Source organism: Winogradskyella marina (assembly GCF_015645385.1).
In the GTDB taxonomy this organism is placed as follows: Bacteria; Bacteroidota; Bacteroidia; order Flavobacteriales; family Flavobacteriaceae; genus Winogradskyella; species Winogradskyella marina.
This window is the reverse complement of record NZ_JADOET010000007.1, coordinates 20,850-36,341: the sequence shown is the minus strand read 5'-3', so window position 1 is coordinate 36,341 and position 15,492 is coordinate 20,850. Positions and strand designations below refer to the sequence as shown.

General features: G+C 35.1%; 14 protein-coding genes. 4 read left to right on the top strand and 10 right to left on the bottom strand.

Annotation, left to right across the window (positions count from 1 at the left end; genetic code table 11):
• Positions 1–75: 75 nt before the first annotated feature.
• From ITJ86_RS09490 to ITJ86_RS09470, 5 genes are all read right to left on the bottom strand, one after another.
• Complete coding sequence (locus ITJ86_RS09490) at positions 76–267, bottom strand: cold-shock protein (protein WP_179339703.1); 192 nt, start codon at positions 265–267, stop codon at positions 76–78.
• 127 nt (positions 268–394) lie between these two features.
• On the bottom strand, positions 395–2,296 hold the full coding sequence (locus ITJ86_RS09485; protein ID WP_195871402.1) for a SulP family inorganic anion transporter: 1,902 nt from the start codon (positions 2,294–2,296) through the stop codon (positions 395–397).
• 124 nt (positions 2,297–2,420) lie between these two features.
• On the bottom strand, positions 2,421–2,969 hold the full coding sequence (locus tag ITJ86_RS09480) for a DUF4136 domain-containing protein (protein WP_195871401.1): 549 nt from the start codon (positions 2,967–2,969) through the stop codon (positions 2,421–2,423).
• Positions 2,970–2,986: 17 nt separating this feature from the next.
• Positions 2,987–4,987: a urocanate hydratase gene (locus tag ITJ86_RS09475; protein ID WP_195871400.1), complete on the bottom strand. Its 2,001-nt coding sequence runs from the start codon at positions 4,985–4,987 to the stop codon at positions 2,987–2,989.
• A 2-nt stretch (positions 4,988–4,989) separates the two neighbouring features.
• Positions 4,990–5,148, bottom strand: a complete 159-nt coding sequence (locus ITJ86_RS09470; RefSeq protein WP_195871399.1) for a DUF5522 domain-containing protein — start codon at positions 5,146–5,148, stop codon at positions 4,990–4,992.
• A 114-nt stretch (positions 5,149–5,262) separates the two neighbouring features.
• Between ITJ86_RS09470 and ITJ86_RS09465 the strand changes: the two genes are divergently transcribed.
• The 4 genes from ITJ86_RS09465 to hemL all read left to right on the top strand — a co-directional run bounded on the left by ITJ86_RS09465 (position 5,263) and on the right by hemL (position 8,701).
• Entirely contained in the window at positions 5,263–5,586 is a 324-nt protein-coding gene (locus tag ITJ86_RS09465) for a hypothetical protein (protein WP_195871398.1), read from the top strand.
• Positions 5,587–5,668: 82 nt separating this feature from the next.
• The gene (locus ITJ86_RS09460; protein ID WP_195871397.1) at positions 5,669–6,574 is read left to right on the top strand and encodes a 1-aminocyclopropane-1-carboxylate deaminase/D-cysteine desulfhydrase; all 906 of its coding nucleotides are present in this window, start codon (positions 5,669–5,671) and stop codon (positions 6,572–6,574) included.
• A 3-nt stretch (positions 6,575–6,577) separates the two neighbouring features.
• A complete protein-coding gene (locus ITJ86_RS09455) occupies positions 6,578–7,411 on the top strand; it encodes a glucosaminidase domain-containing protein (RefSeq protein ID WP_195871396.1) in 834 nt (277 codons plus the stop codon).
• A gap of 3 nt (positions 7,412–7,414) precedes the next feature.
• Positions 7,415–8,701, top strand: coding sequence for a glutamate-1-semialdehyde 2,1-aminomutase (gene hemL, locus ITJ86_RS09450; protein WP_195871395.1), 1,287 nt, complete (start codon positions 7,415–7,417; stop codon positions 8,699–8,701).
• Positions 8,702–8,752: 51 nt separating this feature from the next.
• Here the strand turns inward: hemL and ITJ86_RS09445 are convergent, their stop codons facing one another.
• From ITJ86_RS09445 to lysS, 5 genes are all read right to left on the bottom strand, one after another.
• Positions 8,753–9,103 (bottom strand): hypothetical protein, encoded by a 351-nt coding sequence (locus tag ITJ86_RS09445; protein ID WP_195871394.1) that lies wholly within the window; start codon positions 9,101–9,103, stop codon positions 8,753–8,755.
• Positions 9,104–9,211: 108 nt separating this feature from the next.
• A complete protein-coding gene (locus ITJ86_RS09440) occupies positions 9,212–9,685 on the bottom strand; it encodes a Spy/CpxP family protein refolding chaperone (RefSeq protein ID WP_195871393.1) in 474 nt (157 codons plus the stop codon).
• 215 nt (positions 9,686–9,900) lie between these two features.
• Positions 9,901–12,393, bottom strand: coding sequence for a zinc-dependent metalloprotease (locus tag ITJ86_RS09435; RefSeq protein ID WP_394370116.1), 2,493 nt, complete (start codon positions 12,391–12,393; stop codon positions 9,901–9,903).
• Between the two features lie 86 nt (positions 12,394–12,479).
• Positions 12,480–13,466: a hypothetical protein gene (locus tag ITJ86_RS09430; RefSeq protein ID WP_230080265.1), complete on the bottom strand. Its 987-nt coding sequence runs from the start codon at positions 13,464–13,466 to the stop codon at positions 12,480–12,482.
• A gap of 159 nt (positions 13,467–13,625) precedes the next feature.
• A complete protein-coding gene (gene lysS, locus ITJ86_RS09425; protein ID WP_195871392.1) occupies positions 13,626–15,314 on the bottom strand; it encodes a lysine--tRNA ligase in 1,689 nt (562 codons plus the stop codon).
• Positions 15,315–15,492: the final 178 nt, after the last annotated feature.

Here is a 15,492-nt window from a genome sequence, read left to right as displayed (position 1 = left end):
ATATTGAGCATAAAAAAAAGCCTATCTAACGATAGGCTCTATTTTTTTTTCTTAAAAAGATTGTAAGATATATAATTATATAACTTTTACATTAACTGCGTTTAATCCTTTTTTTCCTTCTGCTAAATCGAATTCTACATTATCACCTTCTCTAATCTCATCGACTAAACCAGAAATATGTACAAAATGCTCTTTACCGTTTCCTTCTTCTGTTATGAATCCAAAACCTTTAGAGTCATTAAAAAATTTTACTGTACCAGTACTCATATTAAAATATATTAAATTAAGCTGCAAATATAATGTAATTAATTGAAATTCAATTAATTTAAGTCGCTTATTTTAAAAATGACTTAACTAACTCAGTTTGAATGTTTAGTTCGTTTACACTTGAAGTTTAAACATTATACTCTGATAATGGTTTTGTAAATCTTTCAGGATCGGCTGCTAAATGATAGCGTGGATCATCAATGGCTTCAACTATAACATCTTTAAATTTAGGACTGGCTTTGTACAATAAAACTTTACAATCTTCACTTAGGTGCTTTAGTTTTATAGTTTTTCCTTCAGCTTGATATTTTTCGACAATAATAAAAATAGCTTCAATGGCAGAATGGTCTGAAATACGGGCTTCAACAAAATCTATTTCTACAATGTCAGGGTCATTTTTAATATCAAATTTTTCATTAAAAGCAGTAATACTTCCAAAGAATAATGGTCCCCAAATTTCATACGTTTTAGTTCCGTCTTTTTGAATGCGTTTACGTGCCCTAATTTTCTTAGCATTCTCCCATGCAAAGGATAAAGCTGAAATAATAACACCAACAAAAACTGCAATAGCTAAATCGAAGAAAACAGTTACCACCGAAACAATTACCAGTACAACAGCGTCTGATACAGGTATCTTTTTCATAATTCTAAAACTAGACCAAGCAAACGTGTCAATGACCATCATAAACATAACACCAACTAAGGCTGCAATAGGAACTTGTTCAATATATTTATCGGCAAATAAAATAAAAGTCAATAGGGTAATTGCCATCATTACACCAGACAAACGACCTCGTCCTCCTGCATTAATGTTAATTACGGTTTGACCTATCATTCCGCAGCCACCAGTTCCTCCCAAGATACCACTGACCATGTTACCTGCACCTTGAGCGACGCATTCTCTGTTTCCATTTCCTCTAGAGTCTGTTAACTCGTCTACAAGATTCATGGTCATTAATGTTTCTATAAGGCCTACCGAAGCGGCTAAAAAAGCGTAAGGGGCAATAAATTTTAGAGTGTCTAAATTAAAGGGTAGATGACTCCATAGCTCACTAAGGTTAAGTTTACTGGAAAGTTCGTCAAATCCATTTAAACCTGCTCCGCCACCATCTCGTATAAAGTCTCCGACATTGATAGAATGAAGTCCTCCGAAAATGGAGATTAACGTTACAATTAAGATAGCTGTTAATGCAGCAGGCATTTTTTTTGTTAGTTTAGGTAAACCCCAAATTATGAACATGGTGAGTAAGACTAAACCAATCATTATATAGAGTTTTTCGCCTTCCATTGTAGATTTTACAACTCCATTATCTCTTACCGAATAGAAGCCATTATCTTTTATATTAAAAACAACTTGTTTAGTGTCTATATCATAAACTTGATTGTCTGCTATAATAAAAACACGCTCACCTGTACTGATATTAGTTACTGTGTCTTCATTTATTGAAAATATTTTGGTGTCAGAAATTAAATCTCTAACGGAATTATCACTTACATTGTAAACCAACTCTTTAGATTCGGTTTTGCGCATGTTTTGACCGAAAATATCCTTAGTATTTTCTTTAAACATTCCGAGTTGCGCCAAGAAAATGACAATAGCTAATCCGTTTACAAAACCCAGCATTACAGGATGGGGAATTAAACGTACAAATTTACCAAGTTTAAAAACGCCTGCTAAAATTTGAATGAGTCCCATTAAAACAACGGCTGCTAGTAAATAAAAATAACCCATGTTGTCTACAGGTGTGTCAAATAATAAACCTTTAGCATGTCCTTCTTGAATCATGTGAACAAAAATAACAGCAACAGCTCCTGCGGCTCCAGAGATTAAACCAGGTCGTCCTCCGAAAAGGGCTGATACAATTCCTATTATAAAGGCCCCAAACAGTGCAACAATCGGACTAATTTGCGCGACAAATGCGAAGGCAACAACTTCAGGAATCATTGCTAATGATACTGTAACACCAGCTAGAATATCATTTTTTGGGTTTTGAGTAAAGTTTTTTAGGGTATTCTTCCCAAATTTCATAGTATTTGCTTTTAAAAGTCGGCAAAGATAGATTATTTAGATTTAAAGTCTAGTTATGTAGTTCTAGGAAATAAAAAAGCACCAATTTTAAATTAGTGCTTTTTTATTACTGACTTCTATTTTCTTATTCTTCTGGAGGAAATTGCTCCAACATTTTAGATACAAACTCTTTAATACGAGCTTCTTTTTTCTCGGCGTTATTGGAATTTAGACTTCCAGTTCCGGAGCCTTGCCAAATTAATTCTTTTTTTGCGGTATCAATAAGGTCTATAAATAGCATTCCTTCTGTTGTAGTAGTTACCTGATTGTTGTTCCAACCAGATCTCCAACCCCAACCGCCATAGCCTCCCCAGCCCCAAGCTCCATAGCCCCAAGCATTGTTGTAAACATCTACGCGTTGGTTAGATTTGGTAAACATGCTAACTAGCATATCTGGGTTTTCTGATTTCGTATAACCTTTAGCCATCAGTTCAGCTTCAATTGCTCTTAGAATTCTTCGCTTATCAATGTCGTTAATTTCTGCTTTATCAATACCAGGCTTAAAAAAAGCAAAGGTTTTGTAATTATCAAAATTAGCTTCTCTATCGTAATCAGCGGCAACTTTTACAGAGCTGCAAGATGCTAATCCAATTAATAAAAGAAACATTGGAGTAAGTTTGAGTAGTTTTTTCATAATACCTTTTTTTAAAATTATACGTCATTTAATAAGCTGTCATCAACGAAATTTGGCAAAGTGACTTTTAAGTTGGGTTCGATTTCCATAGCACGTTTTATTGCAAAAACGGCTCCTTCGTTTCTAGCCCAGCTTCGTCTTGAGATACCGTTGTTTACATCCCAAAATAGCATTTGTTTTAATCGCTTTGATGCTTCTTTAGTACCATCAAGAACCATACCAAAACCACCGTTTATAACTTCTCCCCAACCAACGCCTCCTCCGTTATGAATACTGACCCAAGTGGCTCCTCTGAAGCTATCTCCAATCACATTATGAATAGCCATATCTGCTGTAAAGCGCGAACCATCATAAATATTACTGGTTTCTCTATACGGTGAATCTGTACCTGAAACGTCGTGATGATCCCTGCCTAAAATAACATTACCTATGTCTCCGTTGTTTATGGCTTGGTTAAAAGCTTCTGCTATTTTCATACGGCCTTCAGCATCTGCATATAAGATTCTTGCTTGTGATCCGACAACAAGTTTATTGTCTTGAGCTCCTTTTATCCATTGAATATTATCAGCCATTTGTTGCTGAATTTCTATCGGCGAATTCTTTTTTATGCCTTCAAGTACATTGCAGGCAATGTCGTCTGTTTTTGCTAAATCTTCAGGTTTTCCAGAAGCACAAACCCAGCGAAATGGTCCAAAACCATAGTCAAAACACATTGGTCCCATGATATCCTGAACGTAACTTGGGTATCTGAAATCAATTCCATTGTCTGCCATAATATCTGCACCAGCTCGAGACGCTTCTAATAAAAAAGCGTTACCATAATCGAAGAAATAAGTACCTTTTGCGGTATGCTTATTTATGGCGTTGGTGTGACGACGTAAGGTTTCTTGAACTTTCTCTTTAAACAATTCGGGATTATTTGCCATCATTTTGTTGGCGTCTTCAAAAGAGATGTCAACAGGATAATAGCCTCCTGCCCAAGGGTTGTGTAATGAGGTTTGATCACTTCCTAAATCGACATGAATATTAGCCTCATCGAATTTTTCCCAAACGTCTACAATGTTTCCTAAATAGGCAATTGAAATGGTTTCTTTTTCGGCTTTAGCTTTATTAACGCGATTTACAAGTTGGTCTAAATCTGTTATTTTTTCATCAATCCAACCTTGATCTAATCGTACTTGAGTGATTTTTGGATTCACTTCAGCACAAACAGTAATACAGCCTGCAATATTTCCTGCTTTTGGTTGTGCTCCTGACATTCCGCCTAATCCCGACGTCACAAACAAATTACCTTTAGGTTCTTTTTTTATTTTTCTAAAACCATTAAGCACAGTAATAGTTGTGCCATGTACGATGCCTTGTGGCCCGATATACATATAACTTCCGGCTGTCATTTGTCCGTATTGCGTTACGCCTAAAGCATTAAATTTTTCCCAGTCGTCTGGTTTAGAATAATTGGGAATCATCATCCCGTTAGTGACGATAACTCTTGGTGCTTCTTTATGTGATGGAAACAATCCCATAGGATGTCCAGAATACATGGTTAAAGTTTGCTCATCAGTCATTTCCGCTAAATATTTCATGGTCAAGCGATATTGTGCCCAATTTTGAAATACGGCTCCATTCCCACCATAAGTTATTAATTCATGCGGATGTTGTGCCACGGCATAATCTAAGTTATTCTGAATCATAAGCATTATGGCTGCTGCTTGGTTTGATTTAGCTGGATATTCAGAAATTGGTCTGGCATACATTTTATAATCTGGACGTAGACGATACATGTATATTCGGCCATAAGTATCTAATTCATGTTTAAACTCAGGCAATAAGGTTTTGTGGTCTTTTTTATCAAAGTAGCGCAAGGCATTTCTAAGCGCTAACTTTTCTTCTGCCGCGGATAAAATTGCTTTACGTTTAGGAGCATGATTTATTGAAGCATCATAAGGCTTTGGCTCAGGTAATATATTTGGAATGCCTTCTAATATTTGGTCTTTGAATGAATGTTTTGTAGTATGCATTACTATTTTTTTAAAGTCTTTTTATTGAAACCATACGGACAATGTCTGCAGCCGCTCTCGCAACAATATCCACGTTTTAAATGGTATTGCTCTGTGAAGCAACGATAACCTTCTGGTGTTAGGTAGTAGTCTCCGTCTTCAATGGGAACGTATTTTTTCATATCTAACAAAGATAATGTAAATTCGAGTAAAAACTTCTTGACCTAGTTAAGGTTTCCTATTAGCTGTCATTCTTATGAAATTGAGAATGGTTTGATTTTTGAAGTGAGTAAGTTGTGATATTAATTTCAAAATATATAGTGCCCAAAGGGTATATCGGAATTACGCTATTTCCATTTGTGTTTTTAAAATCTAAAGATTTAAAAGGGGACAAGGTGCTTTTAAATCATGAGAAAATACATTTGAGACAACAACTTGAGTTACTTATTATTCCATTTTATGTAGTTTACATGTTTGAATTTCTAATGCGATTAATTCAATATAGAAACTGGCATTTAGCCTATAAAAATGTTTCTTTTGAGCGTGAGGCTTATGCTAATGAAAAAGATTTTGAATACTTAGGATCTCGTCCTTTTTTTAAGTTTAGAACTTATTTTTAATAGAAGTCTTTAAGTATTGTTAAGGTTAGCTGTTTTAGTAGAGAAATAGAATAGGGTTACTTATTTTTACACTAAAAAGAATTTGTTACACAATCCCATTCATAATCAGAAAATAAGTATTGAGGGTTCTTCTATTGACATTGTAATTAAACGCGAAGATGAAATTCATCCATTTATATCTGGTAATAAGTTTCGTAAATTGAAGTATAATGTTGAGGCTGCAAAAGCGTGTAATGCAAAAGCGTTACTAACCTTTGGAGGTGCGTACTCTAATCATATTGCCGCTGTTGCCGCAGCAGGGAAAACATATGGTTTTAATACCATCGGTGTTATTAGAGGTGAAGAATTAGCAGATAAAGATTCCATGAATCCAACCTTAGGCTTTGCCAAAGAACAAGGGATGGAATTTCATTTTGTTTCAAGAATGGCTTATAGGGAAAAAACATCTAAAAACTTTATCGAAAACTTGAAAGGTAGGTTTGGCGAGTTTTATTTAATTCCCGAAGGCGGCACAAATGACTTAGCCGTTAAAGGCTGTGAAGAGATTTTAACAGATACCGATAAAGATTTCGATTATATCTGTTGTCCAGTAGGTACAGGAGGAACTATTTCTGGGTTAATTAATGCTTCTAAAAGTCATCAGAAAATATTAGGTTTTCCTGCGTTAAAAGGTGATTTTTTACAAGAAGATATTTGTAAATTTGCAACTCAAAATAATTGGGAATTAGTAACAGATTATCATTTTGGTGGTTATGGTAAAATAAAGCCGGAATTGATTACGTTTATTAATAGGTTTAAGAATGATTATAACATCCCTTTAGATCCAATATACACAGGTAAAATGCTGTTTGGGATTTTTGATTTAATGGCGCGTGGGTTTTTTCCGAGCGATTCAAAACTACTAGCCATTCACACAGGTGGTTTGCAAGGTATAGCAGGCGTTAATAATATTCTGAAGCGTAAAAACCACCCTTTAATTGAAGTATAAAACATGAAGTTTAAATATCTAATCTTATTAGTTGCTGTATTGGCAATGAGTTGCGGTCCTAAAAAAGGAATCGTTACTAAGAAAAAACGAAGTAGCACTAACAAAACTGTTGTTGTAAAAGAGCGCAAAGAAGAGGTTAAAACGTCTGAAACTAATACACCTGTAATAAAAGAAAATAAGGCTCCAAGTAGTGTTGAGGTTTATATTGATTTATATGCCGAAATTTCTAAAAATAAAATGCGAACACATAAAATTCCGGCAAGTATAACTTTGGCTCAAGGTATATTAGAGTCTGGTGTTGGAAAAGGTCGTTTAGCCGTGAAGGCCAACAATCATTTTGGTATTAAATGTCATGGTTGGACAGGTGCTAAGATCTACCATGATGATGATAGGTCACAAGAATGTTTCCGAAAATACCCAAAAGCAGAAATGTCTTATGAAGATCATTCTGAATTTTTAACAGGACGAAGTCGTTATGCTGGCTTATTTAAGCTCAAACAAGACGACTATAAAGGTTGGGCAAGAGGCTTAAGAGCTGCAGGTTATGCAACTGATAGAAAGTATCCGCAAAAATTAATTAGTTTAATTGAACGCTACGAACTTCATAAATATGATGATGAAGTCCTTAATGGAACAACAACCAAATCAACACGAAATTCGACTACAATAATAGAAGGCACACCGAAAGGCTCTTCTAAAAAACACACCATAGTAAAAGGTGATACCTTGTATTCCCTTTCAAGGTTATATAAAACTACTGTGGACGCTATAAAAGCTAAAAACAATTTAAAATCGAATGACCTAACTATTGGTCAACAACTTATTATTCCAAATTAATTTATGTTATATCAAAGAAGTAGTGCTTTATTTAAAGAGGCTCAAAAGGTAATTCCTGGCGGTGTAAATTCTCCAGTTAGGGCGTTTAGTGCTGTTGGTGGAACTCCTATTTTTGCTAAATCTGCAAAAGGTGCTTATGTGTATGATGAAGACGGAAACCGTTTTATAGATTATATAAATTCTTGGGGACCTATGTTATTGGGTCATGCATTTCCTCCAGTGGTTGATGCTGTTGTTGAAAAAACAAAACAAGGCACGTCTTTTGGAATGCCAACGGCGATTGAAACTGAGATTGCAGAATTAGCAGTTTCTATGGTTCCAAATATTGATAAAATTCGTTTTGTGAATTCGGGAACAGAAGCCTGTATGAGTGCAATTAGATTGGCAAGAGGGTATACAAAAAAGGATAAAATCATAAAATTTGCTGGGTGTTACCATGGTCATAGTGATTCCTTTTTAATTGCAGCAGGAAGTGGAGCTGTAACTTTTGGAACTCCAAATAGTCCAGGTGTAACACAAGGCACAGCAAAAGATACACTTTTAGCGACTTATAATGATCTTGAAAATGTAAACGATTTAGTAGATTCTAATAAAGGGGAAATTGCCGCTATTATACTAGAACCTATTGCTGGAAATATGGGGTGTATTCCTCCTATTGATGGTTTTCTTGAAGGCTTAAGAGCGATTTGTGATGCGCATAATATCTTGTTAATATTCGATGAGGTTATGACGGGTTTTAGACTCGCAAATGGAGGCGCACAAGAACTTAAGCAAGTTAATGCTGATATTGTGTGTTTTGGAAAAGTTGTTGGTGGAGGTCTTCCAGTTGGTGCGTTTGCAGCCAGAGATGAGATTATGAATCATTTGGCTCCGATGGGTCCTGTTTATCAAGCTGGAACTTTAAGTGGAAATCCGTTAGCGATGGCTGCAGGATTAGCGATGTTAAAGACAATTAATTCAGATAAGGGCTTAATGAATAGGCTAGAGGAGAAAACAAAATATCTTCACAATGGCATTGCTGATGCGCTTAATAAAAACAATGTAACACATACGATCAATAGAATAGGTTCTATGATTTCTGTTCATTTTTCAGAAGACGCTGTTGTTGATTTTGATTCAGCCGCTAAAGGAAACAATGATACGTTTAAAAGGTTTTTTCATGGCATGTTAAACAAAGGTATATATATTGCTCCAAGTGCTTTTGAAACTTGGTTTATAACAGACGCTTTAAGCTATGAAGATTTAAACGAAACAATAGCAGCAGTAGAAGATATAGCAAAAGATTTGTAAATAAAAAAGTCTCGCAAATTGCGAGACTTTTTTTATAAAAATATAGTGTATTTAACTTCTTGAAAACTGTTTGTAGCGTTCAAATTGTTCTGCACTTAAAATAGTTTTCATTCTAGTTTCTAAATGCGCGCTTATCGCTTTAGTCTTTTCTTTTTTATAGTCGGCCGTTTCCTTTTGGCTTTTAATTGCGTAACTGGAGCGAATAAATTCTTGTTGTGCTTCATAAATTTGATCTCTTTGAGTGTTATCAAACTTAACAAACTGTCTTAAAGCTTCAGTTTTTTCAGCAGCTTCAGTATTAACCTTTTGTGCGGTTTCTAATTTACTGTTTTGAGCTACAGCGTTTTGAGTGCCAAGAAATAGTGCAAATACAAATAAACAAAGTGTAATTATTTTTTTCATTATGGATGGATTATTTAATAATTGGACACTAAAGTAACAATTTTATTCAATAAAATGAAAAAGTATCGCTTAAGCGATACTTTTTATTCTTGAAATACGTCTGAGTTTTTATTTCTTAGCGCGTTGCTTATCATGATTTCTGTCTCTTTTGTGAGCGCGCACACCTCTTTTTTTGTTTTTTCTAGGTGTCATTTTTTCAAACTTGGCATATTGTTCTTCGGTTAAAATAGATTTCATTTCACGCTTCATTTCTATTTGTGCATCTAATCTTTCATTTTGTCTTTTAACCATTTCTTGTTGTGATGGTTTTTCACGCTTTTCACCTTCTTTAGGTTTGTTTTTGTCTCTTAAGTGTTGCCTGTCAGTAGCGTTATCTAAAATAAGTTTGTGTACCTTCTGTTGTTGTCCGTCTGTTAAATCTAATTTTAAAGTTAAATTTTTAGATTTTAAATCTGCAATGTCATTAGGAGTCATTTGTGCTCTTAATTCAGATCTGTCTTTTTTGTCTTTTGTTTGTTTTTTTTTCTGAGCCATACCATTTATTGTAAATAGAGCTAAGGCGATTACTAATACTTTTTTCATGTCTTTTATGTTTTATGTTATACTGTTTAGACCAATGATTCTTAGTAAGGTTTAATCTTAGAATAGTTTTTAACAGATGCTTTAACATTTAATGCCTATGTCTATTGACTTAAGTGTTGTTTGTTATGGTGTTAACTTTTATTCGTATACAGAGGGTAATAAAAAAAGGCCTCAATATAAATTGAAGCCTTTTTTAAACTGTGTTTCTGTTTAGATTACTTAGGATCTAAAATAAGGTTAATACGCTCAATAGCATCAGCAATATGAATTCTACTCATAGCATCTCTACCACGTGAAGAACGTAACTGACTGCGTAAGGCTGTTAATTCAGCTCTAACAACCGCTCTAATATCAGATTGGCTAGTATTTACAGGTGTAAATTTAACATAAGAAGAACTAGATCGTCTGCCTGGCGTTTGGTTTTCTGCCGTCATTAGATACTCTAATCTATCAATGTGTGCTCGTTGTAAATTACGTCTGTATGTGTCTATTGCTTTTCTTGTACGTAGTTCACTCCAAACTCCTGCGCGTAAATCACTCATCATATCTGGTAAGGCATACGCATTGTTATCATACGTGCTAGCTTCGATAAGACGTTGCATTTTACCTAAACTCATTATGTTGTTAAGTGTTCTAGATTGCATTGCTCTAACACGTTCTACAGAACCTGTAAACTCAATTCGGTCAAATATGTCTTTGTCAATTAACCATTCCGGTGTTTCAAATAAGTGCTCTTGAATAAAAGCCATAGCTTCTTTCTGGTGGTCTTTTGGTACAGCCGTATAAACAGCTCCTTCTTGGTCAGCCGTTTTATAATTTTCATATACACCTCCAATATTATTAGAAACGTGTCCCATATAACGATTAAATTGAGATACTACATGACCATACATTTCATCTAAATCTTCATAATCTTCACCAGCTTCAGTAGTCCACTCAATTAAGTTTGGCACAATACGTTTAAGGTTTTTAATTCCGTATTCACTTGCTAGCATCGCATTATCTCCTAAGTCTTCAGTTTGAGAACTTGGATCAACGACATCTCCAGATTGTTGATGACCAAAACGATACAGAGGATCGCCAGCATGCTTCATTATCCATTCGTTAAGAATTGGCTTCTCTTCTTCAGCAGTTTTATCTAAAATAGGTCTGTAACCCCAAGAAATAGCATATTTATCATAAATTCCGATATCTGGCATTAGAGCTACACCTTCATCACCTGGTTGTGCAATGTAGTTAAAACGCGCATAATCCATAATAGATGGTGCTGTTCCAAATTCTTTTGTAAATTCTGCATCACGCAACTTCTCTACAGGGTAAGCAACACTAGATCCCATGTTATGTGGTAAACCTAAGGTGTGACCAACTTCATGAGACGATACAAAACGAATTAAACGCCCCATAACTTCATCTTTAAATTGTGGGCTTTGTGCTTCTGGATTAATGGCAGCCGTTTGTACAAAGAACCATCCACGTAGTAAAGACATTACGTTGTGATACCAGTTAATGTCGCTTTCTAAAATTTCACCAGTTCTTGGATCACTAACGTGAGGTCCGTTTGCGTTTGGAATAGGAGACGCTAAGTAACGTACTACTGAGTAACGTGCATCTTCAGGACTCCATTCTGGATCTTCTTCTACCGTTGGAGGATCTTTAGCAATGATTGCTTCTTTAAATCCTGCAGCCTCAAATGCTACTTGCCAATCTTCAATACCTTGTTTAATGTATTTTTTCCACTGGTCTGGAGTCGCTCTATCTACGTAATAAACAATTTGCTTTTTAGGGACTACAAGTTCACCTCGTTTGAATTTTTCAATATCTTCATCTTTAACTTCTAATCTCCAGCGGTCTAGGAATACTACAGATTTACTTTTTTGATCTTTTAATCCATAATCTATTTGGTTACTTGTAAACCAACCTACACGTTCATCAAAATAACGACGTTTCATCGGAACGTCTGGTAGTAGGATCATAGAATTATTCATCTCAACAGAAATACTTCCTGTGCTTGAGTTAGAAGGAGGATTTCCGGCAGTATATGTTTTTACATGACGTGCTTCAATGTTTCTTGGGTAACTTTTTATCGATTCAATGAATGACTTATCACTTTCAATACGCGATATTTTATGAGTCGATCTACCACGTTGTGGAATACCTAAAGGCTTTACGTCTTTTTGAAATAATGGCGAAGCATCTATGACTGTACTTGTTGAGTCTTTACCAAGCGCTGCAATAGGAAACGTAAATAAAATAGGTTCAAAATTAGAGTTTACAACGGCTTCACTTACAGGAAGTGAATCTGCTGCAACAACATTGTGAGATACAACTCTAAGTACTACTTTCTTGTCTTTTCTCTCCCAACGCAATACTTGTTCGTTGGTTTTTCCACCACCAAAACCAAGGCCTGATGCGGTTTTAGCAATACGTGTAACCATTAACATTTCTCTGTTAAAAAGAGAATCTGGTATTTCGTAAAAGAATTTATCATCTACAGTGTGTACTGTAAATAGACCTTTATCACTTTTTGCATCTTTGGTGATGACTTTGTTGTACGGTTTTGGATCGTTTTTTCCAGGTTTTTTAGCTGAAGGTTTTGCCATGGCAGTGGCATCTTTACTTGATTTTCCGGCTTTTTTTGCTGTAGAGCAAGAAAATGCAAGAAAGGCAGAAACTACAAAAAGTAGTTTGAAGGATACATGTTTCAAAATAGTCAGGTTTTAAATTTCGTTGAAAATACGTATTCTATTAAGAATATGTTAATACAAAAACCGATTTTAGTATTTCTTTAACGTCCCTATTCTAGGGTCTCTAAGTAAGATTGAATGAGTGCTACTCCTTCTGTATGCATCATTGAGGTTCCTATGTATGGCATGCTTATACCATCTAAATAAAATGAAATTCTATAATCAATACTAAAACTTTGCTCTACAATATCGCTGTTTTCTAATCGTGTTTCAAAAGCGAGATTTAAAGTAGACTCATCTTCACAAGAGCCTCCAGGAATATGACAATGCGCACAGTTAATATCTATATAAGCTCTCGCTCTGTTTTCTAAACTTTCGTTGTCATCTTCCCAATTTGGCAAGCTTCTTACGTTGCCACTATGGCTTACACCTGTTAATTGAGAGTTAGCTATAAATTGATCTAATTGATTAACTCCATTAATCTCAAAATTCATAGATCGTAATTTCGGTCCAATAGGAATAATTTCATCGTTGTTACCATGGCATGTAAAACAATCTGTATTTGATGGAATTTTGTACGTTGTGGTGTTGCTATTACCTTCGGTGTCGATCCAAGTAACAGGTAGTGAGCTGCCTCCTAAATCTAAAATCGCTTCGGTTTGGGTGTCGTTCCATTTATAATCTCCAGTTTCCCAAGTTCCATTAAGCTTCATTAAAATACGTGTTTCAATAATGTGTCTTCCTAAGGATAAATCGCGCTCATCGTTATTGTAATAGAAGGTTTTCGCAATAACCGTATTGTCTGGGAAAATAGGTAATCCATCGCCATCATACTCCATACTTGTACCTTCTGGTAATGCTATGATACGTTGTTTGTGTGCGTAATCTGAAAACAAGGTGGTGCTAAGGTTGTACTCAAATCCTTTTGAGGTGATGTTTAATTCTTTTAAATCGCCTGTAAATAAATTTAATTCCGAAAGATTTGTTTTAAATTCTGGAACGACTTCTGGAACCACATCAACAGGAGTTATCGCGTCATTACTCTCACAAGAATTTAAGAGCAATAGAATTAGGAATAAACTAAATAAATTTTTCATGCTATAAACCATTGATATTAATTTGAATTGTTTAAGCTAATTTACAAAAAAGATATAAAGCCTTGCTTTATTATCATTTTAAGAATGAAATCTTCATCTTATAAAAAAAGGAACTACCTCTCGATAGTTCCTTTTTTTTTGATTGATGTTTTGCAGCTATTATACGAGCTCAACAAATAGACCATCATCGGTCTTTTCAACTTTAGTTAAGCCGTGTTTACCTAAGCCTTTAAGGCCTTTATCCCAACCTTTATTGCTTAAACCTGCTTGCGATTTAAGTACTGTTAAGTCCATGCGTTTTTCAGTTTTTAAAACTTCTAAAATCGCCTTTTCGTTATCACTTAAATCTACTTTTTTCTTCTCTGGTCGCATTTGAGGAAAGAATAAAACTTCTTGAATACTCTGATTGTTGGTTAAGAACATAATTAAACGATCCATACCAATGCCCATTCCAGAGGTTGGTGGCATGCCATATTCTAGCGCACGTAAAAAATCGTGATCGATAAACTCTGTCGCTTCATCATCCCCTTTTTGTGCCAGCTTTAATTGGTGCTCAAAACGCTCGCGCTGGTCTATTGGGTCATTTAATTCAGAATACGCATTCGCAATTTCTTTACCACATACCATCAACTCAAAACGCTCAGTTAACTCAGGGTTTTCTCTATGTTCTTTACACAGCGGACTCATTTCCTTCGGATAATCGGTAATAAATGTTGGTTGAATATAATTGCCTTCACATTTTTCACCAAAAATTTCATCAATCAACTTGCCTTTACCCATGGTCTCATCAACCTCAATATGCATGTCTTTGGCAGCTGCTCTTATCTCATCTTCAGATTTATTGTAAATATCAAAACCTGTGAATTCTAAAATAGAATCGCGCATGGTTATACGCTTATAAGGCGCTTTGAAATTGATTTTATGTTCACCAAAAGTAGCTTCTGGTGTACCGTTTACAGCCATTGCACAATGCTCTAGCAATTGCTCACAGAAATCCATCATCCAATTGTAATCTTTGTACGACACATAGATTTCCATGGCTGTAAACTCTGGATTATGCGTTCTGTCCATTCCTTCATTTCTGAAGTTTTTAGAGAATTCATAAACACCATCAAAACCACCCACGATTAAACGTTTTAGGTATAACTCGTTTGCAATTCGCATGTATAATGGAATGTCTAAACTGTTGTGGTGTGTAATAAACGGTCGTGCCGCAGCTCCACCAGGAATCGGTTGTAATACAGGTGTTTCAACTTCAAAATAACCAGCCTCATTAAAAAACTGACGCATGGCATTAAACAATTTTGTACGTTTTACAAACACTTCTTTAACGTGTGGATTTACCGCCAAATCAGCATAACGTTGTCTGTAACGTTGTTCGGGATCTGTAAACGCATCATAAGTTTTTCCGTCTTTTTGCTTAGGAAAAGGTAATGGTTTTAAGGCTTTACTCAATAATTTAAAATCTTTAACCATAACGGTTTTTTCTCCAACTTGTGTTGTGAAGAGTGTTCCTTCAATACCAACAAAATCACCTAAATCTAGTAATTTTTTAAAGACATCATTATACTTCGATTTGTCTTCACCAGCACAAATTTCATCGCGATTAAAATACACTTGAATACGACCTTGGCTATCTTGCAATTGTGCAAAAGATGCTTTTCCTTGAATGTTAATTGCCATTAAACGACCAGCTATAGTCACCTGTTTACCTTCTTCGTAGTCAGATTTTATCTGTTTGGAAGTGTGATTAACCGGAAATAATTCCGCTGGATAAGGGTTGATCCCTAAAGCTCTAAGCTTTTCTAACTTTTGGCGTCTTACCAATTCTTGTTCTGAAAGTTGCATTCTTGTTAATTTTTAAAGACTTATTTGTTTTTAAATAAGCAGATGCAAAATTACAATTTTTACAAAAATTAAAGTGCACCTTTTTAGTTTGATTTTTAAAGCATAAAATTTTCTGTAAAAGTGCCGTTATTTTGAATGGTTTATAAGGTGTTTTGTGATGAGAACGACATCAAAAAAA